The following is a 26499-nucleotide window of genomic DNA, read 5'->3' as shown; positions in this document are numbered from 1 at the left end:
GCCCCCGCCGCCGGTACCACCTGCGCCGCCGTTGGGGGCGCCGGCGCGGCCGCGCTTGGGGTATCGACCGGGGACATGGCCTTGGGCGGTGGAGGCGGCGGAGGCGGTGGGGCCGCCTACGCCGGCGGCGCCGGCGGAGCGGGTGGTGCAGGCGGCAACGCGGTCACCACCGCCTCGCTCGGTCTGGCTCAGGGAGGCGCCGCAGGCATCGGTGGCACCGGCCCCGGAGGCGGTGGTGGCGGCGGCGCTTGGGCGTATCCCTCCACCACCGTCCCTGGCGTCGCAGGTACAAAGGGCGACTTGGGTGGCGCCGGAGGCGCGGGTGGCGGTGTCGGCCAGTTCGGAGGTGATGGGGGCCTCACCGGCGTCGCCGGCCTGGGCGCCGAGGCCCTGATCGTTGGCAACGGCGGCGGCGGCGGGCAGTCGGTCTAACTTGATCCCGCCCACTCCAGCAGCTGCTCGGCAGGCCAGGTGTTGACAATCCGCTCGACCGAGATACCGGCATCCAAAGCTCGTTGCGCGCCGTAACCCAGGAAGTCCAGCTGGCCCGGCGCATGCGCATCGGTGTCGATGCTGAACACACAGCCGATGTCCCGCGCCAGGTTCAGCAGCCGGGTCGGCGGATCCCTACGCTCGGGACGCGAGTTGATCTCCACGGCGGTGCCGTGGTCACGGCAGGCGGTGAACACCGCCTCGGCGTCGAACTTCGATTCGGGCCGGATGCCGCGGTTACCGGAAACAAGCCGGCCGGTGCAGTGGCCCAGTACGTCCGTGTGCGGGTTGGAGACGGCGTTGATCATCCGCCGAGTCATGGCGGCGGCATCCATGGACAGCTTCGAGTGCACACTCGCCACCACGATGTCGAGCCGCTCCAACAGCTCGGGCTCCTGGTCCAGGCTGCCGTCCTCGAGGATGTCCACCTCGATCCCGGTCAGAATGCGCATCGCGAACTTGTCCCGCAGCGCGTCGATCTCGTCGAGTTGCCTGCGCAGCCGATCCGGGGACAGGCCGTTGGCGATGGTCAATCGGGGTGAATGGTCGGTCAGCGCGCAGTACTCGTGGCCGAGCTCCGCCGCGGTCGTCATCATCTCCTCGATCGGCGCGGATCCGTCGGACCAGTTCGAATGCAGGTGCAGATCTCCCCGCAGCGCGGCGCGGATCTCTCCGCCACCCAAATCCTTTGCCTCAGACCGCAATTCGACCAGTTGGTCAGGTTCTTGTCCGGCCCACGCCTGCGCGATGACCTTGGCGGTCTTGGGCCCGATCCCCGGGATCGATTGCCAGCTGTTTGCCTGGCCGTGACGTTCCAGGGCGGCCTCGTCCATGCCCTCGAGGATGTCGGCGGCCTTGCGATACGCCATCACCCGCCGGGGATCGTGACGGCTGCGGTCCTTGTAGTAGGCGATTTGGCGCAGCGCCACTACCGGGTCCACTACCCCGGCCACAATTGCCCAGCGATGAATCCGGCGAACACCACGGCGAAACCGCCCATCTCGCCCACGATGAGGGAGGCCATCGCCAGCCGGGTGCCCCGCACCGGCGGATCGAACTGATTGTCGGTGTCGCGCAACGCCCCGTGCAGGATGTAGCTGCCGATCGCGGCGACGAAGAAAAACACCGCCACCATGGCCCCGGACAGGTTGACCCAGGCGGGCCAGGCGCTGAGTTGGACGAACACCGCGATCAGCAGGGTCGCGAACGAGTAGAGCAGTGCCGCGCGGTGGGCGATGTCGACATAGGGGTGAGCGCGGTGGTCCTCGCTGACCATGATCTGGCGGTACTTCCACACCCCGAGACCAAGCGCCAGCAGAAAGATCAGTCCGGTCGCGAGCAGGGTGATTTTGGTGTCAACTCCGAGGGCACAGCTCATCGTTGGTCCGAGTGTAGTTGTGCCACAGGAAGCGGGCCTAACGTCGTAGGTATGCGATTCGCGTTCAAAACCTCACCGCAGAACACGACCTGGCAGCAGATGCTGTCCGTTTGGCAGGCCGCCGACGACATCGACGTCTACGAATCCGGCTGGACCTTCGACCACTTCTACCCGATTTTCAGCGACTCCAGCGGCCCGTGTCTCGAGGGGTGGACGACCCTGACGGCGCTGGCCCAGGCGACCAAACGGCTGCGGCTGGGCACCTTGGTCACTGGAATCCACTACCGCCACCCCGCCGTGTTGGCCAATATGGCTGCCGCGCTCGACATCATCTCCAACGGCCGACTCGAACTCGGCATCGGCGCCGGGTGGAACGAGGAGGAGTCGAACGCCTACGGCATCGAACTGGGCACCATCAAGGAACGCTTCGACCGCTTCGAAGAGGCGTGCGAGGTGTTGATCGGCCTGCTCAGCCAGGAGACGACCGACTTTCACGGCAAGTACTACCAACTCAAGGGCGCCCGCAACGAACCCAAGGGACCGCAGCGGCCGCACCCGCCCATCTGCATCGGCGGCAGCGGGGAGAAGCGCACCCTGCGGATTGTCGCCCGCTACGCCCAACACTGGAATTTCGCCGGCGGCACGCCCGAAGAGTTCGCCCGCAAGCGCGACGTCCTTGCGTCGCACTGTTCGGACATCGGACGCGATCCCAAGGAAATCACGTTGTCGGCGCATCTGCGCTTGGGTCCGGAACGTGACTACAGCCAGGTCATCGCGGACGCCGCTGCGCTGGCCGCCGAAGGCTTGGAGTTGGGCATCGTCTACATCAATCCACCGCACGACCCGAGCGTGCTGGAACCGATGGCGGAAGCGATCCGGGAATCTGGACTTCTCTAGACAACCGCCTGATAAACCCAGAGCAAACCCGCCGCGCGCTCATGGCGCGCCGCCGGGGGCGCTCACATTGCAAAGCGGAGTAACTCTTCGGCGGTAACCAGGCGCTCGTGCTTGGCCGGGAACTCGTGGCTCTTCACTGGATGGCGAAGCCATGACCAGGCGATTCGGCTGACGCGTGACCGGGGCACTCGGTTGCTACGCACAGTGACACTCCTGCGATCTTGGAACTAGCGCGGGATCTCTATGTGACTGATCCCACAGTCGCCCATTAGACACCTTGCGTCTGGCAAACGTTCAGCGACGCGCCGCGCAATTTATCAAATGTTTCTGGTGTGACTGGTGTGACTAAACGAGCGGGCGGGCGGTCGGCTTGATCGGCGCCGGCAGTGCACTTGAGCCCATCAGATACCGATCCACCCCCGCGGCAGCGGCCCGTCCCTCGGCAATGGCCCAGACGATAAGCGACTGCCCCCGGCCCATGTCGCCGGCAACGAACACGCCCGGCACCGAAGTGTCGAAGTCGTCGCCCCGGGCCACGTTGCCGCGCTCGGTGAACTCCACCCCGAGCTCGGTGAGCAGGCCCTCCTTCTCCGGCCCGACAAAGCCCATCGCCAGCAACACCAGATCCGCCTCGAGCTCGAAGTCCGTGCCCTCGACCTTGACGAACTTGCCGTTCTCCATGACCACTTCGTGCGCCTTGAGCCCGGTGACGTGCCCGTCTTTGCCGACGAATTCCTCGGTGTTCACGGAGAAGACCCGCTCGCCGCCCTCCTCATGGGCCGACGACACCCGGTACATCAGCGGGTAGGTCGGCCATGGCGTCGATTCCGCACGAGTTTCGGGTGGACGCGGCATGATCTCGAACTGGTGGATGCTGGCCGCGCCCTGACGGTGCGCGGTGCCCAGACAGTCGGCCCCGGTGTCGCCGCCGCCGATGATGACGACCTTCTTGCCCTTGGCGGTGATCGGCGGTTGACCGTTCTCATCCAGAACGTCGTCGCCCTCCTGCACGCGGTTGCCCCACGGCAGGTACTCCATCGCCTGGTGAATGCCGTCCAGGTCGCGGCCCGGAATCGGCAGGTCGCGCCACGCGGTGGCCCCGCCCGCCAGCACGACGGCGTCGAAATCGGCGAGCAGCTGCTCGGCGGTGATGTCGACGCCGACATTGACGTTGGGCCGGAACTCGGTGCCCTCGGCGCGCATCTGCTCCAACCGCCGGTCCAGCACGCGCTTTTCCATCTTGAACTCGGGGATGCCGTAACGCAGCAGTCCCCCGATGCGGTCGTCACGCTCGAAGACGGTGACGACATGTCCCGCCCGAGTGAGTTGCTGGGCAGCGGCCAGACCCGCCGGGCCCGAACCGACGACCGCCACGGTCTTTCCGGTTTCGCAGTGCGGCCGTACCGGCTCAACCCAACCCTCGTCGAAAGCCCGGTCGATGATCTCCAGCTCGATCTGTTTGATCGTCACCGGGTCCTGGTTGATACCCAGCACGCACGCCGGCTCACACGGCGCCGGGCAGAGCCGGCCGGTGAAGTCCGGGAAGTTGTTCGTGGCGTGCAGCCGTTCGATGGCGTCGCGGAAGCGGCCGCGGCGCACCAGGTCATTCCACTCCGGGATGAGGTTGCCCAGCGGACATCCGTTATGGCAGAACGGGATACCGCAGTCCATGCAACGGGTCGCCTGCTCGCGCAGGGTCCCCTCGTCGAATTCCTCATAGACCTCGTGCCAGTCGCGCAGCCGAATCGGCACGGGCCGCCGCTTGGGCAGTTCGCGCTTGGTGTATTTCAGAAAGCCACGTGGATCAGCCATGCGCCGCCGCCATGATCGCTTTGTCGACATCGGTGCCGTCGCGTTCGGCTTGGGCGATCGCCTCCAGCACCTTCTTGTAGTCGCGGGGCATCACCTTGACGAAGTGCCGCAACTGGCCACTCCAGTCAGCCAGGATCCGCTGCCCGACAGCGGAATCGGTGTTGTCCACGTGCGCCTGAATGATGCCGTGCAGGAATTCCACGTCGTCCTCGTCAGGTGTTTCTACGTCAACCATCTCGGTGTTGAGGTTGTTGGGCAGTTCGTTGTCGGGGTCGTACACGTAGGCAATGCCGCCCGACATGCCGGCGGCGAAGTTGCGGCCCGTGCGGCCCAGGATGACCACCCGGCCGCCAGTCATGTATTCGCAGCCGTGGTCGCCCACGCCTTCGACGACCGCATGTGCGCCCGAGTTGCGGACCGCGAAACGTTCCCCGACCACGCCGCGCAGGAAAACCTCGCCGCTGGTCGCACCGAACAGAATCACGTTGCCGCCGATGATGTTTTCCTCGGCGACGTAGTCCGGCGGCGCGTTGTCCGAAGGCCGCACCACGATTCGTCCACCGGACAGACCCTTGCCGACGTAGTCGTTGGCGTCACCGTAGATCCGCAGCGTGATGCCCTTGGGCACGAAAGCGCCGAAGCTGTTGCCCGCCGACCCGTCGAATGTGATGTCGATGGTGCCGTCCGGCAGCCCTTGGCCGCCATAGGCTTTGGTGACCTCGTGGCCGAGCATCGTGCCCACCGTGCGGTTCACGTTGCTGATCTTGGTGGAGAAGCGAACCGGCTTCTGCGAGTCCAGGGCTTCCCTGCTCATCACGATCAGTTGCTGGTCGAGCGCCTTGTCCAGCCCGTGGTCCTGCCGCGAACTGCAGTACAGGTCCTGGTTCATGAACGCCGATTCCGGCTCGTGCAAGACGGGCGTCAGATCCAGGCGGTGGGCCTTCCAGTGCGCGCGCGCCAGCGTGGTGTCCAGCGCACCCGCCTGGCCGATCGCTTCGTTCAAGGTACGGAAACCCAACTGCGCCATGTATTCCCGGACTTCTTCGGCGATGAACAGGAAGAAGTTCTCGACGAACTCCGGCTTGCCGGTGAACCGCTCGCGCAGCACCGGGTTCTGGGTGGCCACACCGACCGGGCAGGTGTCGAGGTGGCACACCCGCATCATGATGCAGCCGGCCACCACCAATGGCGCTGTGGCGAAACCGAATTCCTCGGCGCCCAGCAGCGCGGCGATCATCACGTCGCGTCCGGTCTTGAGCTGGCCGTCGACCTGGACCACGATCCGGTCACGTAACCCGTTGAGCAGCAACGTCTGCTGCGTCTCGGCCAGACCCAGCTCCCACGGCGCGCCGGCGTGCTTCATCGACGTCAGCGGGGTCGCGCCGGTACCGCCGTCGTGCCCGGAAATCAGGACCACGTCGGCGTGTGCCTTGGAGACACCCGCCGCGACCGTGCCGACCCCGTTCTCCGAGACGAGCTTGACGTGCACCCGTGCCTGCGGGTTGGCGTTCTTCAGGTCGTGGATCAGCTGCGCCAGATCCTCGATCGAGTAGATGTCGTGGTGCGGCGGTGGCGAGATCAGGCCCACGCCGGGGGTGGAGTGTCGGACCTCGGCGACCCACGGGTACACCTTGTGGCCCGGAAGTTGGCCACCCTCACCGGGTTTCGCACCCTGAGCCATCTTGATCTGGATGTCGGTGCAGTTGGTCAGGTAGTGCGAGGTGACCCCGAACCGTGCCGACGCGACCTGCTTGATGGCGCTGCGACGCCAGTCGCCGTTGGGGTCGCGCTCGAATCGCCTGACGTCCTCGCCGCCTTCACCGCTGTTGGACCGGCCGCCCAGCCGGTTCATCGCGATGGCCAGCGTTTCGTGCGCTTCGGCCGAGATCGAGCCGTAGCTCATCGCTCCGGTCGAGAAACGCTTGACGATCTCGCTGGCCGGTTCCACCTCTTCCAGCGGAACCGGTGGACGTACGCCGGCGCGGAATTTCAGCAGGCCGCGCAGCGACGCCATCCGCTCGCTCTGGTCGTCGACCAGCCGGGTGTACTCCTTGAAGATCTTGTATTGGCCGGTGCGCGTGGCGTGTTGGAGTTTGAACACCGTCTCCGGGTTGAACAGGTGGTACTCGCCTTCCCGGCGCCACTGGTATTCACCGCCCACTTCCAGCTCGCGGTGCGCACGTTCGTCCGGCCGGTCCAGGTAGGCCAGCGCGTGGCGCGCGGCGACGTCCGCGGCGATGTCGTCCAGCGTGATCCCGCCGGTGGGACAGGAGAGGCCGGTGAAGTACTCGTCGAGAACCTCTTCGGAGACCCCGACCGCTTGGAACAGCTGCGCGCCGGTGTAGGACGCCAACGTCGAAATGCCCATCTTGGACATGACTTTCAGCACGCCCTTGCCGGCGGCCTTGACGTAGTTCTGCAGCGCCGTGTTGCGGTCCAGCCCACCAGGAAAGCCGTCGATGACGCCTCGGTCGAGCATGTCCTCGATCGACTCGAAAACCAGGTACGGGTTGATCGCGGCGGCGCCGCAACCGATCAGCATCGCCATGTGATGCACCTCGCGGGCATCACCGGATTCGACCACGAGCCCCACGTGGGTACGGGTCCGCTCCCGCACCAAGTGGTGGTGCACGCCCGCGACGGCGAGCAGCGACGGGATCGGGGCCAGCTGCTCGTCGGAGCCGCGGTCGGACAGGATGATCATCCGGGCGCCGTCGGCGATCGCCGCCGACGCCTGCGCCCGCACCTCATCCATCGCGGCGGCCAGCCCGGCGCCGCCCTCGGCGACCGGGTACAGACACCGGATCACCTTGGACCGCATGCCGTGCGGACGCCCGTTGACCTCGTCCTCGGGGTTGAGGTTGATCAGCTTGGCCAGCTCGTAGTTGCGCAGGATCGGCTGGGGCAGCGAGATCTGGTGACAGGAGTCCGGTTCCGGGTTGAGCAGGTCCCGCTCGCCACCGGTGGTGCCCTGCAGACTCGTCACCACCTCCTCGCGGATGGCGTCCAACGGCGGGTTGGTCACCTGCGCGAACAACTGGTGGAAGTAGTCGTAGAGCATCCTCGGACGCTTCGACAGCACGGCGACCGGGGTGTCAGTGCCCATCGAGCCGATCGGCTCGGCGCCGGTGCGCACCATCGGTGCCACCAGGAGGTTGAGTTCCTCATAGGTGTAGCCGAAGGCCTGCTGCCGCATCACCAGCCGGTGGTGCGGCATCCGCACGTACTTGTTGGCAGGCAACTTCTCGATGGGAACCAGACCCTGGTCGAGCCACTCCTGGTACGGGTGCTGGGCCGCCAACTCCGCTTTGATCTCTTCGTCGGCGACGATGCGGCCCTGAGTGGTGTCCACCAGGAACATGCGGCCGGGCTGCAGCCGCATCCGCTGCACCACGGTCGAGGGGTCCAGGTCGAGGACGCCGGCCTCGGAGGCCATGACCACCAGGCCCTCGCTGGTGACCCAGATGCGGGACGGACGCAAACCGTTGCGGTCCAGCACCGCGCCGACGATGGTGCCGTCGGTGAAGGTGATCGACGCCGGGCCGTCCCACGGCTCCATCAACGACGCGTGGTACTGGTAGAACGCCCGCAGTGCGGGGTCCATCGATTCGTGTCGTTCCCAAGCCTCGGGAATCATCATCAGCACCGCGTGGGCCAGGCTGCGGCCACCGAGGTGCAGCAGTTCGACGACCTCGTCGAACCGCGCGGTGTCGGAGGCGCCCGGCGTGCAGATCGGGAACAGCTTCTCGACATCGGCTTCCGAACCGAAGACGTCGGTCTTGATCAGGGCCTCCCGGGCCCGCATCCAGTTCTCGTTGCCGGTGACCGTGTTGATCTCGCCGTTGTGGGCCACCCGCCGGAACGGATGTGCCAGTGGCCACGACGGGAAGGTGTTCGTGGAGAAGCGCGAGTGCACGATGCCGAGCGCGCTGGTGAGGCGCTCATCCTGCAGGTCCAGGTAGAAGGCCTTGAGCTGCGGGGTGGTCAGCATGCCCTTGTAGACGAAGGTGCGCCCGGAAAGGCTGGGGAAGTACACCGTTTCCCGACCGGGCCCGTCTTGGCCGGGTCCCTTGGTGCCGAGTTCATGCTCGGCGCGCTTGCGCACGACGTAAGCGCGGCGCTCCAGCGTCATGCCCTCCGCACCCGCGACGAAGATCTGGCGGAAGGTGGGCATCGCGTCGCGTGACAACGCGCCCAGCGACGAGTCGTCGATGGGAACGTTGCGCCAGCCGAGCACCTGCAGACCCTCGGCTTCGACGATCTTCTCGACCGCCTCGCAGGCCGCGGCGGCGTCCCGGGACGACTGCGGCAGGAACGCGATGCCGGTGGCGTAGCTCCCCACAGGCGGCAGCTCGAACTCCACCACCTCGCGCAGGAATGCATCCGGGACCTGGATCAGGATCCCGGCGCCGTCGCCGCTGCGCGGCTCGGCCCCCTGCGCGCCCCGGTGCTCTAGATTGAGCAACGCGGTGATCGCCTTCTCCACAATGTCTCGGGACTGCCGGCCGTGCATATCGACGACCATGGCAACCCCGCACGAATCATGTTCGAACGCGGGGTTGTACAACCCGACGCGCTTGGGCGCCATTCCCACCTAACCCTTCACAAAACTTTCTGCACGGCCTTCATCAGCGCCTCCGAGGAGCCTGTACCCGGAGGTTGCGGGCCCTACCCCTTCGGCCCCTGCCGATAGGCTGGTCGACAGGCGGTGATGATCTCGTTAGTAATTCGTCCGTGCAGCGCTGAACGGTGGCCTTTTAACCGATCTCGACAAGTCGTAAAACGATATGACAAAACCCGCCTGACATGCCAACTTTCCAATAGTAACCCGCCAGCTGGCGGCGACGTAAATTCGCTGTAACCGCTGTTCGACAACCGCTTGACGCTGGGCTTTGAGTTGCCGGGATGTGACCGAAAACGCTCTTGTGACGGCGCTCACCGGCCGGGCCGACCCGCTGCGAACAGATTTGCTGGGATTGCACCGTCGGGCCGCCTGCGGAGGCGCGCGCGGTTCGCCTCGATCGTCACTCCAGCAACATCGCGAACGATAATGCATGGCAGCGTTGGGTTGAATTCATCCCGCCCCGGTGATCGCCGTGCGGGGTAAGCCGGCGCCAACGCCCTGACGGAAGTTTGCACAGGGCGGCGGGTGATGGGACGGTGGTCGATACTGGACTAATACCGATTGAGCGTCCCACGTTGCCGGCAGCGTTGGCCGGCAAACCGAGCGCCGGCTAAGTCGCGGGCAGCGGGCGGGAACGGACCGGCGCCAGTCAGCCGAGGAGCCATGAACGAGCGGGAAGAATTCCTCCGGGACCGGATACGCCCCGACGGGTCGAACACTCCGGTGGCCGATGAGCCGGCCAGCGCTGGGCGCACCCCGCCCATGGCACCGCCGACGCCCGCTGTGCCGCCGGCGCACCCGCCTCAACAACCACACCCGCCGCGCAGGCAGGCGCCTCTTCCGCATCGCTCAGACGCCATTTCGCACGGCGCACGGCCCGTGCCGCGCCCGCAGCCGGCTATGCCACAGCGACCCGCGCCACCGCCACCGCCCCCGCGACCACCGGCCGCGACCGCCCAACAGGCGCGGCCCGGCCCGTTCCCACCGCCGGCGCCGCCTCAACCGCTTGGGCACCACCCGCCGACGGCACACCCACCCGCGCCGCCACCACCTCCCGTCGGCCCTCCGCCGTCGGCGACTCAGTCATACCCACCCGCGCCGCCGCCTCTTCCGTCGCGCGCGCCGCAGGGGACGGGGCACGAAGCGGTACCCGGGCCCCCTCCGCCGCTGCCGCCCACGCCGGCGGCCCCGACGCCGGTCGTCACGGTGCACGACGAACCCATCCCGCCGCTTCCAGCGCCAGCCGTCACAGTGCACGACGAACCGATCCCGCCACCGGCCACCACCGTGCACGAGGTGCCTATACCGCCACTGCGGCCACCGGCCACGACCGTGCACGACGTTGCGATCCCGCCGCTGCCCCCACCGGCCACCACCGTCCACGACGCACCGCTCCCACCGCCGGCGCCCACGTTGCACGACGAGCCGATCCCGCCGTTACCGCCGACCGCTCCTCAGCAGCCGCACTGGCCTGGGTCACCGGGCGCTCCGCCACCACCGACGCGGCAACTGCTCACCCCGCCGCATCCGGGGGGCCCGCCCCAGCCATTTCCGCCGTTCCCAGGCGCACCGCACCGGCCGGAGCCCTCGCCGCACGGACCGCCACTGGGTCCCCCGCAGCAGGAGCCGTGGACCGACGCCTTCGCCGAAGCAGCACCGCCTCGGCGGGAGTACGACGACCGCGGATGGCGACGCGCCGTCCGGAAGGCCAGCGGGGGTCTGATCAAGCCGGGTCCGTCAGCCGCACAACGCGAAGCCGCCCAACTCGAAGCGGCGATACGCGTGCCGCTGCACGGCACCCACAAAGTCGGCGTCCTCGGCAAGGGCGGGGTGGGCAAGACCTCGGTGGCCGCCAGCGTCGGATCCATCTTGGCCGAACTGCGCCACCAAGATCGGGTCGTCGCCATCGACGCCGACACCGCGTTCGGCCGGTTGAGCAGCCGCATCGACCCTGCCACAACCGGGTCGTTCTGGGAGCTCACTGCCGACAAGAACCTTCGGTCTTTCAGCGACGTGACCGCCCGGGTGGGTCACAACCCCGTCGGGCTCTACGTGCTGGGCGGCGATCCGGCGTCCGGCCCACGCCGGGTGCTCGATCCGGCCGTCTACCGGGAAGCCGTGCTGCGGTTGGATCAGTTCTTCGCGATCTCGGTCATCGATTGCGGCTCGACGATGGAGGCTGGGGTGACCCAGGAGGTCCTGCGCGATCTCGATGCGCTGATCGTGGTGTCCTCGCCGTGGGCAGATGGGGCGGCCGCCGCCGCGAAGACCCTGCAATGGCTGTCAGACCACGGCCTCACCGATCTGTTGCAGCGCAGCATCGTGGTGCTCAACGACTCCGACGGGCACGCCGACAAGCGCACCCGTTCACAGTTGGCGCGCGAATTCCTCGATCAGGGGCAACTCGTGGTCGAGGTGCCCTTCGATCCTCATCTGCGCCCCGGCGGCGTCATCGACGTCACACACGAAATGGCGCCGCCGACGCGGCTGAAGTTCTTGCAGGTGACGGCGGCGGTTACGGGCTACTTCGCGGCGAGTGCGGACGGGCCGAACCCGGCGCGTTGAGTGTCGCCGCGGCCCGCGCCGTCGGGTCGACCGTCGCCTCGAGTTTGCACACCAGTCCCCCGCGGATCGTCAGCACGATCACGGCGAACAGCCGTCGGTCGGCGAACGCAAGCAGCACCGGTTGGCCGGCGGGACCACTGACCAGCGTCACTCCCTGCGCCAGGTAACGCAGCAAATTCGTGGCGACCGCGTGCGGCCCGCGGTTGATCTGCGGCTGCGGCGCCGGGTCGGCAAGGACAGTCCCGATCCCCCACACCGCAGGGTCCAAGACCGCGGTCAACGCGGCAATATCGCCGTTGGCGCATGCGGTGATGAACGTCTCGGTGACCAGCTGGTGCTCGCCGGGAGCTACTTCGTTGATTCTGGGCTGCGCGGCGCTGAACTTGGCCCGCGCGCGCCGCGCCAGTTGACGACAGGTACCCACGGGGCGGCCGACGGTCTGGGCGATCTCGTCGAACGGGACACCGAAGACGTCGTGCAGCACGAACGCCACCCGCTCCCCGGGGCTGAGCCTGCGCAAGACTTCCCGTAGCGCCGCGCCGATCTCGTCGTCCAGCGTGATCCGGTCGGCGGGGTCGGCCGACCGTGAGCGCCCCCCGACCATCTCCTCGGCGGCTGCGCCCAGGCGTTCATACCGAACCCGGGCCGAACGGACCTGATCGAGGCAGAGCCGACTCGTGACCACCGTGAGCCAACCGCGGACATCGTCGATCTGGTCCGCATCGGCCCGCGATAGCCGCAGAAACGCTTCCTGCACCGCGTCCTCGGCGTCGCCGACGTCCCCGACGATCTGGTACCCGAGATTCACCAGATACGGGCGGTGCAGACGCCACGCCTCGACGACCTGGTCATTGCTCGACGGCGGCTGGTTCATACCTTGACGACGATCTGGCGGCGAAGGAAGTTACGCCTGCCGACTCTATGCCTCCGGGATGCCTGCGCGAGGAATGTAACTTTCCGGTCCCGCGGCCCGTCCTAGGTGCAGAACCTCTTTTCGACGGATCTCAGCGCATCTCAGTGAAGGAGCAACCCATGCTCGACCTCCAACCGCCACGATTCCTCAAGCCGATGAACAAGGTGGTGCTGGCGGTGCAGAAGCTCGGCATCCCGACGGGTCCCGCGATGGTCTTGACCGTGCCTGGCCGCAAGTCGGGTCGTCCCCGCAGCACACCGATGACGCCGTTCACCTTTCAGGGCGGCCTCTACGTGGTGGCCGGATATCCGGGCGCGGACTGGGCGGCGAACGCCCGGGTCGCCGGCACCGGCGTGCTGTCGCGTGGTCGCAAAGCACGAAAGGTCAACATCGTCGAGCTCAGCGCCGACGAAGCGCGTCCGGTGCTGCGGGAGTTCCCCCGGCAGGTGCCGGTTGGGGTGGCTTTCGCCAAGCGCTCGGGGATCGTTCGCGACGGCACCCCGGACGAGTTCGAGGCGCTGGCCGGGCAGCTCGCGGTGTTCCGATTCGACTCTGTCGCAACGCCTTGGCCGTCCTAGCGCCGACAGCAAACAGCGCGAGGAACCAGAGATTCCTCGCGCTGTCGCGTGACCGCTCGTTGCGCCAGTCAGGCGGTCACTCGCTCACGCACCGGTTGGCCGTTGCGCTCAGCCAAAGACCGCAACTGGCCCAACGCGAAGGCACGGCCGCGGCCACTTTCGGGGATGACGACGCCGGCCCAGAGGCCCTCGGCGCCCGGCAACTCGACGGCCTCGCGGGCGCATGCCCACCGCCGCGGGCACGCCCGGCACAGCATCTTCGCCTCGGCGTCGGGCGTTTCCGTCCAACGGTCAGGGTCTTGCGTACACACGCCCAGCGGAATCTCGTACAGAGTCGTAGCGGTCATGTCGTTGCCATCCTCCAAAAAGCGCTGCGGCTGTCCGGCCGCTGCTGCAGCACTGTATAGGACTAACCGTTGCAGTGCAACAGTTTCTCATCCGCGTGCTCGAGCAGTGCTACGGATTTCAGTTACGAGGCCCGAGCATACGCCGCACCGCAGCATTTACCAGGGTTTACTTGCTGCCAATTAGCTGTGGATTGGCTCCGGAGGTGCTGCGGTTGGTCGCGGATACCGCACTGATGCCACGCTAGCCGTTCCGATTCAGGTCGGTTCAAGGTACAGTGAACCGTAGCGACGGCGCGGTTCAGCCAGACTCAAGGCAGACCAGAAGTTGTCGCAGCCGTCGCCACAAAAGCGTAGCGATGTGACAGCCACAAGAAGGGTGCAACGGTTAGCATGGCGGGAAGCGGAAACGAGCTGCTGCCCTGGCTGCTGGCCGAGTCCCAGAGCGTCGGGCCCCACCTGGCCGGGCCACAGCAATCACCGCATCGGCCGACTGCCGGTCCGCACATCACTCAGCCCCACCTGTACCCCGCTTCCGCGGGCGGTCAGTGGCGGCTCGCCGACAACCTGCCCAACGGTATGTTCGTCGACGGCCGTCATGAGAATTCGGTAACCGCAAGCGGCACAACGGTTCGGTTCGGCGATCCCAATGGAGGCAATGCGTTGGCGTTCGAGTCCAAGGAGCCCGCGGTCGACGGCCAACCGGGGGATCACGACAACGGGACCGATCCGGGACTAGTGCGCGCCGGGGCTGCCGCGGCGGCACGTCGTCGCGAGCTCGACATCAGCCAGCGCAGACTGGCGGCCGACGGCATCATCAACGCCGGCGCCCTCATCGCTTTCGAGAAGGGCCGCAGTTGGCCGCGCGAACGCACCCGGGCCAAGCTCGAGGCAGTGCTCCAATGGCCGCGCGGCACCATTGCCCGTATCCGCGAGGGCGAACGCGCCGTCCCGCAACAAAATCTTCCGACTGCCCCGCCGACCCAGTCGCCCCCAACGTCCCCGCCCAAGGCCCCGGCCCCCGGCTCGTCGTCGCAGCCGTCGTCCGGGGAATCCGGCCCGGCGTCGTTGATTGCCCAAGCCGTCGCCGCGGCGGTCGACACCTGCACGCTCGCCATCGCAGCGCTGCCCCAGCCTAGAAATCCCGACTTCACCGAGCGGGCCGCGCCGATCCTCGCGGACTTGCGCCAGCTCGAGACGATTGCCGTCCAAGCAACCCGCATCAGTCGGATCACCCCGGAGCTGATCAAAGCTCTCGGCGCGGTGCGCCGTCTGCACGACAAGTTGATGACGCTCGGAGCCACCGCCCCGGATGCGCCGCTGGCGCAGCGTCTATACGCCGCCCGCCGGCGCGCGAATCTTTCCACGCTCGAAACCGCCCAAGCGGCCGGGGTGAGCGAAGAGACGATCATCCGCGCTGAGGCCGAAGAAGCTTTGCCGGCCAGTGACATCGAGGCGATCGAAGCGCTGATACGTCAGCTCAATTAGTGGGCTCCGGGCTATGTCACCGACCAGACCGGGACGGTGTCGGTGCTCACCTGACGGGCGGTCGGAACGGTCAAAGCCGGACCGACACATGCTTTTCCGCGCACGCGTCGGCAACAGCGGTAGCCACGTCCTCGGCGCGCAGTTCTTGCAGGTCCGCCACCGTCACTGAGCCCTTCGCGCTGCGATGCTGCGCGGCCACCCGCGAATCCCGCAGCCGTTCAGCACGTTCGACGATGTTGCGGGCGAACCGCCCGTTCTGCATGACGTCGATCCCGTGCGTGCCGTCGGGAGCGGTGTACGCGCGCAGCGCCGTACACGCCTTGTTCAGCGCCTCGGTGGCCGCCGGCTCGATGGTGGTGGCGCGCGGCCGGCCGTAGCGGACCGCGATTTCCACCAGCTCGTCGGGTGTGTAGGACTCGAACCGCAGCTTGCGGTTGAAGCGGCCCGCCAAACCCGGGTTGACAGTGAGGAATTCGTCGACTTCCCGCTCGTACCCCGCGCCGATGAAGCAGAAGTCGAACCGGTGCGCCTCCAACGCAACCAGCAGTTGGTTGACCGCCTCCATGCCGATCATGTCCGGGCGACCGTCCTGGTGCCGTTCCACCAGCGAATAGAACTCGTCCATGAACAGGATCCGGCCCAGCGAGCGATTGATCAGTTCGTTGGTCTTGGGACCCGACGCCCCGATGTGTTCACCGCAGAAGTCGGCCCGCTTGACCTCGATTATCTCGGGATGCCGCACGATTCCGAGCCCGGCGTAGATCTTGCCCAACGCCTCGGCGGTGGTCGTCTTTCCGGTGCCGGGCGGTCCCACCAACAGCATGTGGTTGGTTTGGTTCGCCACCGGCAGCCCAGCCGCCAGCCGCAGCGCCCGCACCTCGATTTGGTCTTCCAGTTCGGCGACGGCTCGCTTGACTTCGGCCAGACCGACCTGGTTGTCCAGCAGCGCGCGGCCCTCCTGCAGGAGTTGACTTCGGCGCTCTTCGTGTTCGGCTTCGCTGCGCTGCTGCGCCGAGCGCTGCGTGGTCACATCCCACTTGTCGGTCCGGCTGCGAATGGATTCCTCGTCGGTGACCACCAATTGCAGTCCGGGATCGGCCAGCGCCCGCTTGGCGGATTCGATGAGGGCGCCGTTGATCGTCGCCTTGGACAACCACACCTGCGCCGCCTGCTCCTCACCGAGCTGGCGATGCGCCATCCCCCGGATATAGGCGAGGTCGGCCGCGATCAGCGGGAACTCGTTGGGATCGATGGCAGTGATGGCTGCCTCGTTGCGATAGCGGTCCGATGCCGCGCGGCCGGAACGCACCTCGACCCGGTTGGTCCAGTCGAGCGCAACGCGTGCCTGGTCTAGGTGGGCCGCGGCGTGCGCCGCCAACGCGCAGGTCGCCGCCGTTACCGCCGACATGATGGTGGCCCGTGGCGGCAGCGTCGCAGCCGCCACCGCAACAACGTCCGACCAGCGCTGCGCCGCGTACATCAAGTAGGCCTCGATGTACTGCTTCCACTGGTGATTCTCCCAACTGTCAAGCAGAGACGAATCACCCAGCAGCGCTTCTGCTTCCGCGTATTGGCGGTCGTCGATGAGTGCGCTGGCCAACGCAAGTCCGGCATGCGACGCGTCCGTCACCGAAATCGACAGGTACGGACCCGCTTTGATTGGCGCCGCCAAGCGCACGCCCAGTCGATTGGTCTCACGGTGCAGTCGGTTCCCGTACGCGTAGAGCTGCTGCATCGTCGTCAGCGCGTCGTCACCGGCGGCGACCCGGCCCAGCCATGCGTCGGCCATTGCCGGGTCGATGTCGGTCGCATCGCGAAAGCGCGCGAGGGCCGCTCCAGGGTCGTTGTCCAGCAACGCCATCGCCTGGTCGAAGCACTTGCGCGCGGCCGCCGTCGTGGTGCTGCTCGTCCTCATCGGTAGCTGTCCACTGGCTCGCTGACGTAGCGGTTTTCGGCTCGGAACAGCTCGACCTCGACGGGATGCGTTCGACCCGAAGCGCTTACCTCCAGCGTTGCCGGACCCGTCTGGGTAATGAGCACATCGGTAGTTCCTCGATAGGGGGCATCGGGCTCCCCCACGGAGATCAAGGTATTCGGACGAGGCGAGGGTGTGACTGTGCCGTCCACCACGCTGACGGTGGTCCCGGCGACCGGCTTGCCACGATCGCTGATGACGATGTCGGGCATGCGAACGCCGGCCCATCGCTGGGGGTTTCGCGTGTGAACGGTGATCCGCTCGCCGGCGCCGGCCAGCCGGACCACGATGCGCTTGGCCACCGCGTCCTCCGCGGCGATGTGCACACGGCTGAAATCTCCTGCGCCGTCGAGCGGCATCATCAGCCGGTTGCCGCCCTCAATCTTGCCTAGCAGCACGCCCGACGGGCCGATGGGGACGACGAGGGGGCCCGTCGGCGGGCCACGGCGAACACCGCGCAACGCTGGCACCGGTCCACACATGTTGGCCGCCACCGCCTGCGCTTGCTCACCGGGCAGCGGCCGCATCAGCAGGCTCGGGGGCGCCGTGGGCGGCTGGGCGCTGCGCACTGTGACGGTGGCGGTGACTGAGCCGTCCGCGAAAAGGCTTACGTTGTGCGTGATCCCGTCCGTTCGGAGCGACCACGCCTGGGCCAGCTTCTCCGTGGTGATGTCGTCCGGTCGGTACCAGTACGTCGTCAGCCAACCGCCGCCACCGCGCACCGAGCGCCATCGCCGGTTCATGACCTGCAACGCGGAGCATCCCAATCTGCGCTCCAGCTCGACGATATCGGTGGCGGTGGCGACCCTCGCACGCAAGCCGCGCTGACGCATGGCCGCGCTGACCCGCTGTGCCGCTGCCACCGTGGCGGCGCCCACCGAGCTACGCCACCGCAGTGCCTCAGCATTGTCCGCCGCTTTGACGCGAATGATGAGCCACGTTTCGCGCTGCCCGGCGTAGGGCGGTGTGCCGATCAGCGTGTCGTACACCCGCGGGTAATCCCCGGTCGCGCGTCGGCGAGAACCCGTCCCCACGACACTCAATGAATCCAGCCGCAATCCAAGGCTTTGCCGCAACAGTTCCCGCAGTTCGGTAACGTCGAAAGCATTCTCGGAATATGCGGCCATCGATCCAGTGAAGATTGTTGGGGTATGCGCCTTTCCGATCAGCTGCACCGCAGCCACCGCGACGCCGTCTTGGAAACGGACACCACCGCCCGCGCGATCGTTGGCCACGGTGAGCGGCTCTGACCATTCGATGGGTTGCCTGTGCTGCCACGCCAAGAACAGCCACGACCACACCGGCTGTCCGCGCCACGGAATCACCCCCGCCGCCAGCCCAATGGCCAACCCCGTTGCAGCACCGAAGTAACCACCGACCGACCAGCCAAGCAGGAGGGCGACGAACGTGCTGGCTATGACCACCAGCCTGGTCGGGGCGATCATTGCTGCCGCCGGGCCCGAGCGACCAACGCTGTCACCGCGATCACGGCCGCGACCACGCCGGCGAACGCGACCGCGATGTTGCGGGCGCGATGATCCGGCGGTGGCGGCGGGGCGGCCGGCGCGACTATTCGGTTATGCGCCTCCGCCGGAAGCCGTTCTCCCGCCGGGACATCGAACGTCAGCGCAGCCACCGGATCCACCACCCCATAGCCGACCTGATTGTCGACCCCGCGTGGCGGATTGTGTGCCGTACGCAGGATTCGATTGATGATCTGGTGGGCAGACAGCGTTGGAAACTTCGCGCGCACCAGCGCGGCCACCCCACTGACATAGGCAGCGGAGAAGCTGGTGCCCCAGATCGGCATAGGCTTTTCGCCGGGACGGATCGGCGGGTAACCGTTTACCGGTCCCCCGGTAGTCGGAGACAGACCCATGATTCCGACGCCGGGTGCGGCGGCCGCCACCCAGGGGCCGGCGAGGCTCTTGCCGATGGGAGCGCCCGTGTTGTCGACGGCGCCCACCGACAACACGTAATCGGCGAACCACGATGGTGACGACACCGTCTTGAGCTGATGCCAATCGCGCGGGTCGGTCGGATCGAGCGGATCGAACGACGGGTTCTGGGCGCAGCCGTCTTCACTGTCATTGCCTGCCGCGGCGACAATTACAGCGTCCTTGACGGTGGCCGCGTACCACACGGCGGCACCGATGGTGGCCTGGTCCAACGGGTCGGCGGCCGGAACGCACGATGTCACACTGATGTTGATCACCTTGGCGCCCAGGTTGGCGGCGTGCACGATGGCACTGGCCAAGGTTGCGATCGAACCGGCCTTCTTGCGAACCTCCATGTCCCCGGGTCCCGGGTTGACCGGCTCGTAGGCACGCGACGACTGACGGACGGAGATGATCACCGCGTGGGGCGCGACGCCGACGACGCCATCGGGTGCGCCGGGTGACGGTGGCGGCACTTCGGGATTGTCCTGTGGCCCAACGCCGGGGTCGCCCGGCGCATTCGCGGGTTCGTCCGACGGCGGCGGTGGCGGTGCCGGTTTGGTCTCGGTCACGGTCACCGGAGTCGGCGGCGGAGGCGGGACCGGCGGCGCCGGTTTCCCGCCCGGCGGAGGTGGTGCCGAGTCCGTCGGTGGCGGTCCTATCGGGGCCGGAAACGCCGGGGCGCTGGGCGCCGGGGCGGGCATCGGAATGCCCTGCGGGGCTGCGCCGATCACCGACGCCACGATGGTGCCGTGCGCGTCGCAGTCCAGCAAGCCGTCGCCGCCCATGATGTAGTCACCGCCCGGTACCACTCGCAGCCGCGAACTGGGGTTGATCCCGGTATCGATGATCGCCACGGGCACACCGTTGCCGGTCGAGTACTGCCACGCCTTGCTGACGTTGAGCATGGTGAAACCCGGTGCGGTGGCGGTGACATTGGGATCTGCGAGGGTGATCGTCTGCGCGCACATGTTGCTTTGCCGCATGGGTTGCTCCGGTGCCGGCTTGCCGTCCGCTGGTACCCGGCCGGGGTCGATGCTCGGTGGTGGGATCGCCTGTGCCGCAGCAAGGCTCGGCAGCGTGGCGGCGATCACGGCCGCTGTGGTCAGAGCCGTGCTGCGCCGGATCCATGGCGCCGTCATCGCATGCGCACCCAGGTGAACAAACCGCTGATCCAGGCCGCCAGCGGCAGGGCGACAATAATTGCTGCGATTTCGAGCCATTCGGCGGTCATGCGGACCAGTGGGGTGAATCGGGTGACCGGAACAAGCAGCGCGGCCAGCAACCCCGCGCCCCCGAAGGCACCCACCGCCAGCGCACCCCAGGCCAGCGAGCCCGACGACGTAACTTGTTCGTGCGTAACGTATTTGACGACTCCTGCGCAAGTTGCGGCGGCGGCCCCGCACACCAGCGCCACCGCTTGGCGCTTGTCTGCGAAGGCCCGTCCGCGGCTTATGAAGATCGTGATGAACAGCACGGATAACACCGCTGCGGCACTGCCGCGATGGCGCCCGGGCATGAGAGTTGCCCAGACGGCCGCCGGCAGGGCCAGCGCGGCGCCCACGCAGATCCCGGTGAGCACATCGTTGGCGCGTATCGCGGCCGCAGCGATCTGCGCTCCGCGGGGGGTGGTGTCGGGATCCGCGTCGTCGTCCGAAGCAACGGTAGCGCCATCGCTGACCGGCGTGACCGCGTCGACGGGTAGACCTGCGCTGCGCCGGAACAGATCTCGTCCGGTGATGGATCCGAAGTACGGTGGCCGAATCTGCGCCACCCACAACGCAACCGTCGGCCCCAAGGTCAGGACGAACAGCAACGCGACCAGGGTGCACATCCCCAGCCACTGAGCCGGGATCGTCCACCACATCCGGGCGGCGGCGATCGTCCCGCCGAGTGCGCACAGGGTCACCGCGGCCGCAGCGGCTTTGACGTGACGCTTGGTGGTCACCGCGAGTGCGCACGTGAGCACGGCGGCCCCCAGCGCCGCGATGAACAGGTGAGGAGCTCCAACGCTTCCCGGCAGCGCTGCGCCCAGACCGACCGCCAGCAGCGGTACCGCAAGCCACCCGAACCCGTCGAACATGTCGATGCGATGGGGCCACCGACGCCACACCGCGATCGCCGCACCCGCGGCGAGTAGGCCCGCAACACCGGTGACGATGCTCGGCAGCTGCGACTCGCCCGAAATGCGCTGCCGCAGCGCCAATCCCAGAATGGTGAGGGCACCCATGGCCAGGATGGTCACCGCCGTGTGCGCGGCCGTCTCCGCTGTGACCGGTTCGAGCCGATCCGCGCCAGTCCGGTGGACAACGCTTCGTACTGCGGCTCGAACGACTCGCCCTCGGCCGCCGGCACCAGGGTCAGCGTGGCACCGTCTTCGACGCCGAGTTCGTCCAGGGTCTTGGTGATGTCCAGCCGCACGCCGTTGGCCTTGTGCAGTTCGTACCCCACACCCGCTTCGAGTCCGTGGCAGCCGCGGCGCTTGAGTTCGTCGTTCAACAGTTCGACGACGTTGTCGATGAATGCTTCGATCGGCACGGATGCCGGATATACCTGCGAGACAAGGTGTTCACCGCACACCAGCGCGACGGCGCAGCGCGCCGGGAAGGAAACCTGACTTGCCGCTTTCGTCATCAGCGCGGCCTGTCCGCATCGGGAATGTACTTGTCGGCCAGTGCCGCGGTGATCTCGAAAACTCGTAGCCGCGTCTTCTTCTTCAGCTCGTGCTGGGTGTCGATGATCCCGCCTTTGGCGAGGTAGGGATCAAAGGGCATGAATTCGACGGTTGCCCCGCATTGACCGAACCTCTCGGTCAGGTAGGTCCGCGCGTCCGCCTCGTATTTGTTGCGGCTGTCGTTCAAGACCACCAGGCTGCGCGAGACCAATTCGTGGTAACCCATCGACCGCAGCAGATCGATCGCTCGGGTGACGGGCAGGGAGGTGTCCGCGGTCAAGCCGGACACGAACACCAGGGTGTCGCAGGAGTCGAGTACCGCCTTCATGACCGGGTGCTCGAGATCGTCGGAGGTGTCCACCACTATCACCGTGTGGGTGCGCCGCAGCCGTGCCAGCACGCCGCTGAACATTGCCGGCACCAACGGCCGGGGTTGATCCGATGCGCGGTTGCCGGCCAACACATCGAGCCCGATGCTGTTCTGCCCCAGGTGTTCCCGGATATCCGCATAGCCCTGAACGTCGGTGTCGTCCAGAACGGCCGAGTAATCACCAGGCGGCGACTCGTCGATGCGCCCGGCCAGCGTTCCGAATCCGGGCGCCGCGTCGACGGCGACGACGTTGTCTGGCCGGCACTCCCGGAACGCCGCTCCTATGCACGCCGTCATGGTGGTTTTGCCGACGCCGCCCTTCCCGGAGACGACGCCGATGACGTACTGCCTGCGGATGTGGCGCCGAATTCGCTCCTGTAATTCCCGGTAATGCCTTTCAGCCGGCGATTCACCGAGGTTGAGGGTTCGAAAAGAGGCGGTGTAGAGGAACCGGCGCCAGCCCGCGCCGGGCGGAATTTTGCGGGGCGCCACCATGTCGGATATCCGCAAGGTTTCCGAGACGGAATTATGCTCCGCCGGTTTTGTCGCCACACTCCACGAATGCGTCATACAGACCTCTCAAGCTAAACGACTTTGCGGTACGAAAACCATTCCTGCTCGGCAGGCAGACGCCGCACCATTTGGTTGATCGCAACGGCGATGTTGCTTTTTGTTCCGGGGGCGATGATCATCCATTTCCGACCTGCGGAATGGACATCCTCAGCCACCAGCCGTCCTGCTGGGGTGTCGATCACCGTCACCGCGCCCTCGTCCACGTGCGACCGGTGGAACTTGCCCGTCGCAACCCCACACTGGATCGCGACGACCGAAGCCCGGGCCGAGCGGTTAGGGTCGGCGGCGAGGAGCAAAGTCTGCAGCTGATCGGCTTCCAGCCGTTGGTCTTCCAGGAATGCGCGCACAGCGTCCTGGCTGGTGGCGGCCGCCCGCAACGCCTCGGCGTCCAAGGTGACGGGGCGTAGCTGCGCCGACTCGAGGTCGCCGCACAACCGTTCTAGCTCCGCGCTGACCACTGCGCTGGCTGATGTCTCCGCGCTGGCGGTGCCGGCACCACTGATGCGGACAAGAGCCGCCGAACGTTCCATCACCACCCACCACTGCGCGAACCTGGCGAGCAGGGCGCGCGCCAGCTCGTCGGCACCTGGCACACAAATCTGTACGAAAAGCGCGACGTCCCGCCGTGAAAGCACGGTCAGCCACTCGACCACGGTGGGGTCGACCTGATCCGACTCGTCTACGACTCCGGCGCAGCGCAGGTCACCCATGACCGGATGCGCCAACGCGAGCTGCTTCGGCTCAACGCTGGGCAAGTGGGGGCGCAACCCCAACTCGGGGGCCACGGATTCAATGCCCGCGAGCACTTGAAGGGCCCACAGGCCGTCAACGGTGGTGGTCAACAAGGGTTTTCAGTCCTTTGCGCACGGCGAGGGGCGAGGCCCAGGGCGCACACCAACGCGCGCGCCCCGGTACCTCTACACACCGCTTCGGTGGTGCCTACCGGCCTACAGAAAGAAGCTTCCGATCTGGGCGTCCGTGGCCTGTGCCATCTCGTCCACGTTGTGCACGGTGTGGGCGTGGCGGCTGACGGTCTGAATCAGGTCTTCGAGACCACGCAGCATCTGCTGCTGCGCGTCGAAGAATGCGGTCGCTCCGTGCCCCTGAAAAAAGTCCGCGAGTGCCTGCGTGAGGTTGAGGACGTCGCTGTGAATCTCCATGAGCTGCGCCGCCTGCGAGCCAACTTCGCCGGCGAACCCGATGACGGCGCCGTGGTTGTAGACAATCTGATCTGCCATGACGTTCGTTCCTTACTGGATAGGTCTGGGGATGGGGGCGTGGCGGGATCGACCTAGACGGCCGTTGTTCCACCGCCGAACACGCCGTTGAGATTGGTGGCAGCATCCGCCTCGTGGTTTTCCATCAGGACCGCGGCCTGGCCGAGGCCGTGCGCCAAGCGCTGCCCGCCGCTCATGATCTGCTGCAGGTCGTGGTGAATCTGGCCGGCGGTGTTGAGTGATGTGGTGCCGGCATCCCCCGCCCACCCGGTGGCGCTGATGATGTTCTCGTGGCCGCTCAGGTACTGATTTGCAATTGCCGCGGCTTCCTGCAATCGCGCTTCAATTCGCTGCTGAGTGCTCCGCAATAATTCCGGTGTGACGATGGTCGCGTTTGCCATACTTACGTCTCCCTCAATTTTTCGCTTTCCCGGTCCGGGATCTCGGTAAAGCTAGACCAGCTATTCCGAGCTGTCACTTCACTCGTCCCTGGGCGGCTTCGGCGCATCAGCAGGGCATTTACCACACACGGCCAAACTGGCTCGGGCCAAATCGGTGGATGGACTATACGGCCAGCGAAGCAAAGAGAGCTGATCAACGAATCGTCGGCTGTACTTCACAAATCGGTAGCGCCGTCGGCTTCGCCGTCGCCGTCGGCATCCGAAAGCCGCACATCCCAACGGCCATCACCATCGGTGTCGACATAGCCGGTGACGCCTCGTTCCCCCACGCACAACACCCGGTCGGCCAGCCCGTCACCGTCGCTGTCGAACAGGCGGTCGTAAGGACGCCCGTCCCCGTCGAAGTCGACCAGCGGGCCACCAGTGTGCTCGATTCCGTCGAGGCCGAACCAGCGCAACTGCCCGCGATGGTCCACGGCGACGGCCCACGTCCCCGATCCGTCGTCGGTGAAGTAGCTCTCCGGTATCCCGTCATTGTCGAGGTCAAGCACCGCATGGTCGGCCAGTCCGTCACCGTCCAGATCGACTAGCGCGTCGTCGCGGATCCCGTCGCCGTCGAGGTCCAGGCTGATCGCGTCGAGCTGACCGTCACCGTTCACATCGAGATCCGGCGGACGACTCCAGATGGCCGCGCCGTCATCACCGCCAAGGCAGTACTCCACACCTGATCCGACGCGGCGGCGCGGTTACGGGTTCCCTGCTTTCCGTTCTTCCCACCAGGCCAAGAGCTCCTGGGTGGCCTCTTCACGGCTCAGCGGCCCGCGGTCCAACCGCAGTTCCTTCAGGTACTTCCACGCCTCGCCGACCACCGGGCCTGCCGGGATGTCGAGCAGCCGCATGATCTCGTTGCCGTCCAGGTCGGGACGCACCCGCGCCAGATCCTCCTGGGCCGCCAGTTCGGCGATCCGCTGCTCCAGCCGGTCATAGCTGGCCTGCAACCGGGCGGCACGACGCTTGTTGCGGGTGGTGCAGTCGGCGCGCACCAGCTTGTGCAGCCGCGGCAGCAGCGGCCCGGCGTCGGTGACGTAGCGGCGCACCGCCGAGTCGGTCCACTTCCCCTCGCCGTAGCCGTGGAACCGCAGGTGCAGATACACCAGCTGGGAGACGTCGTCGACCATCTGCTTGGAGTACTTCAGCGCCCGCATCCGCTTGCGGACCATCTTGGCGCCGACCACCTCGTGGTGGTGGAAGCTCACGCCACCGTTGGCCTCGTGCCGTCGGGTGGCGGGCTTGCCGATGTCATGCAGCAGCGCGGCCCAGCGCAGCACCAAGTCAGGACCGTCATCTTCGAGCGCTATGGCCTGCCGCAGCACGGTCAGCGAGTGCTGGTAGACGTCCTTGTGTTGGTGATGTTCGTCGATGGCCATCTGCATGCCGCCGATCTCGGGCAGCACCACCTCACCCATCCCGGTCTGCACCAGCAGGTCGATGCCGGCGACCGGGTCTGCGCCGAGCATCATCTTGTCCAGTTCGGCGGCCACCCGTTCCGCGCTGATGCGGGCCAGTTGCGGTGCCATGTCCTCGATCGCCGCCCGTACCCGCGGCGCCACCGTGAAACCCAGTTGCGAGACGAACCGCGCCGCGCGCAGCATCCGCAGCGGGTCGTCACCGAACGACACCTCCGGTGACGACGGGGTGTCGAGCACTTTTGCCCGCAGCGCGGCCAGACCGCCCAGCGGGTCGAGGAACTCGCCGGGCCCCGTCGCGGTGATGCGCACCGCCATCGCGTTCACGGTGAAGTCCCGTCGCACCAGATCGTCCTCGAGACGGTCGCCGAACTGCACCTCCGGATTGCGCGAAACCTGGTCATAGGTGTCGGCGCGGAAGGTGGTGATCTCCAGCCGGTGTTCACCCTTGCCGACACCGACGGTGCCGAACTCGATGCCCGTCTCCCAGATCGCGTCGGCCCAGGACCGCACGATCTTCTGCACCTGCTCGGGGCGGGCGTCGGTGGTGAAATCGAGGTCGGGGCTCAACCGGCCCAGCAGGGCGTCGCGCACCGAACCGCCTACCAGGTACAACTCGTGGCCGGCGGCGGCGAACGCGGCCCCGAGCTCACTCAGCAGGCCGACGTGCTTGTTCAGGGCGACCGCGGCCGCGGTCAGCAGTTGGACGTCCTGGTCAGCGTCGGGCACGTTCGATCAGCCTAGTCGGATGTACCGCCGCCGAGATTGCCACCATGGTCGTGCTGCACGCGCTCA

At 66.9% G+C, this 26499-nt stretch carries 20 protein-coding genes and 3 pseudogenes; 5 read left to right on the top strand and 18 right to left on the bottom strand.

Annotation, left to right across the window (positions count from 1 at the left end; genetic code table 11):
• Nucleotides 1-432, top strand: a pseudogene (locus BST27_RS32325) (PE family protein); the annotation flags it as partial.
• On the opposite strand, the gene BST27_RS08145 reads toward BST27_RS32325, so the two are convergent.
• Both BST27_RS08145 and BST27_RS08140 read right to left on the bottom strand, forming a co-directional pair.
• Nucleotides 429-1433, bottom strand: a complete 1005-nt coding sequence (locus BST27_RS08145; RefSeq protein ID WP_069421159.1) for a PHP domain-containing protein — start codon at nt 1431-1433, stop codon at nt 429-431. The pseudogene BST27_RS32325 and the gene BST27_RS08145 overlap by 4 nt on opposite strands.
• A complete protein-coding gene (locus tag BST27_RS08140; RefSeq protein WP_069421160.1) occupies nt 1433-1870 on the bottom strand; it encodes a hypothetical protein in 438 nt (145 codons plus the stop codon). Before BST27_RS08140 ends, BST27_RS08145 begins: the two co-directional genes overlap by 1 nt.
• Before the next feature lie 51 nt (nt 1871-1921).
• On the opposite strand from BST27_RS08140, the gene BST27_RS08135 reads away from it, so the two are divergent.
• Nucleotides 1922-2767 carry an LLM class F420-dependent oxidoreductase gene (locus tag BST27_RS08135; protein ID WP_069421161.1) on the top strand — a complete coding sequence of 282 codons (846 nt, stop codon included), beginning with the start codon at nt 1922-1924 and terminating at the stop codon, nt 2765-2767.
• A gap of 345 nt (nt 2768-3112) precedes the next feature.
• On the opposite strand, the gene BST27_RS08130 is transcribed toward BST27_RS08135, so the two are convergent.
• From BST27_RS08130 to BST27_RS33095, 3 genes are all read right to left on the bottom strand, one after another.
• On the bottom strand, nt 3113-4579 hold the full coding sequence (locus BST27_RS08130; RefSeq protein WP_069421162.1) for a glutamate synthase subunit beta: 1467 nt from the start codon (nt 4577-4579) through the stop codon (nt 3113-3115).
• A complete protein-coding gene (gene gltB, locus BST27_RS08125; protein ID WP_069421163.1) occupies nt 4572-9167 on the bottom strand; it encodes a glutamate synthase large subunit in 4596 nt (1531 codons plus the stop codon). The genes BST27_RS08130 and gltB overlap by 8 nt, the downstream gene beginning before the upstream one ends.
• Nucleotides 9168-10101: 934 nt before the next feature.
• On the bottom strand, nt 10102-10290 hold the full coding sequence (locus BST27_RS33095; RefSeq protein WP_197518174.1) for a hypothetical protein: 189 nt from the start codon (nt 10288-10290) through the stop codon (nt 10102-10104).
• Nucleotides 10291-10631: 341 nt separating this feature from the next.
• Between BST27_RS33095 and BST27_RS08120 the strand changes: the two genes are divergently transcribed.
• On the top strand, nt 10632-11768 hold the full coding sequence (locus tag BST27_RS08120; protein ID WP_079220294.1) for a MinD/ParA family ATP-binding protein: 1137 nt from the start codon (nt 10632-10634) through the stop codon (nt 11766-11768).
• Here the strand turns inward: BST27_RS08120 and sigI are convergent.
• A complete protein-coding gene (gene sigI, locus BST27_RS08115) occupies nt 11719-12642 on the bottom strand; it encodes an RNA polymerase sigma factor SigI (protein ID WP_069421164.1) in 924 nt (307 codons plus the stop codon). The two genes, BST27_RS08120 and sigI, sit on opposite strands and share 50 nt — an antisense overlap.
• 158 nt (nt 12643-12800) lie before the next feature.
• Here sigI and BST27_RS08110 point away from each other — a divergent pair, with 158 nt between their 5' ends.
• The gene (locus tag BST27_RS08110; protein ID WP_069421165.1) at nt 12801-13259 is read left to right on the top strand and encodes a nitroreductase family deazaflavin-dependent oxidoreductase; all 459 of its coding nucleotides are present in this window, start codon (nt 12801-12803) and stop codon (nt 13257-13259) included.
• 68 nt (nt 13260-13327) lie between these two features.
• Here BST27_RS08110 and BST27_RS08105 read toward each other — a convergent pair whose 3' ends face one another.
• Nucleotides 13328-13606, bottom strand: a complete 279-nt coding sequence (locus BST27_RS08105; RefSeq protein WP_069421166.1) for a WhiB family transcriptional regulator — start codon at nt 13604-13606, stop codon at nt 13328-13330.
• Between the two features lie 390 nt (nt 13607-13996).
• Here BST27_RS08105 and BST27_RS08100 point away from each other — a divergent pair, with 390 nt between their 5' ends.
• The gene (locus tag BST27_RS08100) at nt 13997-15091 is read left to right on the top strand and encodes a helix-turn-helix domain-containing protein (RefSeq protein ID WP_232007388.1); all 1095 of its coding nucleotides are present in this window, start codon (nt 13997-13999) and stop codon (nt 15089-15091) included.
• A 70-nt stretch (nt 15092-15161) separates the two neighbouring features.
• Here BST27_RS08100 and eccA read toward each other — a convergent pair whose 3' ends face one another.
• From eccA to BST27_RS08050, 11 genes and pseudogenes are all read right to left on the bottom strand, one after another.
• Nucleotides 15162-17006 (bottom strand): type VII secretion AAA-ATPase EccA, encoded by a 1845-nt coding sequence (gene eccA, locus BST27_RS08095; protein WP_069421167.1) that lies wholly within the window; start codon nt 17004-17006, stop codon nt 15162-15164.
• On the bottom strand, nt 17003-18511 hold the full coding sequence (eccE, locus tag BST27_RS08090; protein WP_069421168.1) for a type VII secretion protein EccE: 1509 nt from the start codon (nt 18509-18511) through the stop codon (nt 17003-17005). Before eccE ends, eccA begins: the two co-directional genes overlap by 4 nt.
• Nucleotides 18508-20145: a type VII secretion-associated serine protease mycosin gene (mycP, locus tag BST27_RS08085; protein ID WP_069421169.1), complete on the bottom strand. Its 1638-nt coding sequence runs from the start codon at nt 20143-20145 to the stop codon at nt 18508-18510. Before mycP ends, eccE begins: the two co-directional genes overlap by 4 nt.
• The gene (gene eccD / locus BST27_RS08080) at nt 20142-21476 is read right to left on the bottom strand and encodes a type VII secretion integral membrane protein EccD (RefSeq protein ID WP_232007390.1); all 1335 of its coding nucleotides are present in this window, start codon (nt 21474-21476) and stop codon (nt 20142-20144) included. The genes mycP and eccD overlap by 4 nt, the downstream gene beginning before the upstream one ends.
• Nucleotides 21419-21637: pseudogene (locus BST27_RS33565) on the bottom strand (ubiquitin family protein); the annotation flags it as partial. The gene eccD and the pseudogene BST27_RS33565, both read right to left, overlap by 58 nt.
• Nucleotides 21637-22575, bottom strand: a pseudogene (locus tag BST27_RS08075) (MinD/ParA family ATP-binding protein); the annotation flags it as partial. The pseudogenes BST27_RS33565 and BST27_RS08075, both read right to left, overlap by 1 nt.
• A gap of 56 nt (nt 22576-22631) precedes the next feature.
• Nucleotides 22632-23465: an ESX secretion-associated protein EspG gene (locus BST27_RS08070; RefSeq protein ID WP_069421170.1), complete on the bottom strand. Its 834-nt coding sequence runs from the start codon at nt 23463-23465 to the stop codon at nt 22632-22634.
• Between the two features lie 102 nt (nt 23466-23567).
• A complete protein-coding gene (locus tag BST27_RS08065) occupies nt 23568-23858 on the bottom strand; it encodes a WXG100 family type VII secretion target (RefSeq protein ID WP_069421171.1) in 291 nt (96 codons plus the stop codon).
• A gap of 53 nt (nt 23859-23911) precedes the next feature.
• The gene (locus tag BST27_RS08060) at nt 23912-24238 is read right to left on the bottom strand and encodes a WXG100 family type VII secretion target (protein WP_069421172.1); all 327 of its coding nucleotides are present in this window, start codon (nt 24236-24238) and stop codon (nt 23912-23914) included.
• Nucleotides 24239-24453: 215 nt separating this feature from the next.
• Nucleotides 24454-24960, bottom strand: a complete 507-nt coding sequence (locus BST27_RS08055) for a pullulanase (protein WP_069421173.1) — start codon at nt 24958-24960, stop codon at nt 24454-24456.
• 24 nt (nt 24961-24984) lie between these two features.
• Nucleotides 24985-26433, bottom strand: coding sequence for a CCA tRNA nucleotidyltransferase (locus BST27_RS08050; RefSeq protein WP_069421174.1), 1449 nt, complete (start codon nt 26431-26433; stop codon nt 24985-24987).
• Between the last annotated feature and the right edge of the window lie 66 nt (nt 26434-26499).

The organism is Mycobacterium intermedium (assembly GCF_002086275.1).
Taxonomy (GTDB): Bacteria; Actinomycetota; Actinomycetes; order Mycobacteriales; family Mycobacteriaceae; genus Mycobacterium; species Mycobacterium intermedium.
The sequence above is the reverse complement of the archived record's forward strand: the minus strand, read 5'-3'. Positions and strand labels throughout refer to the sequence as shown.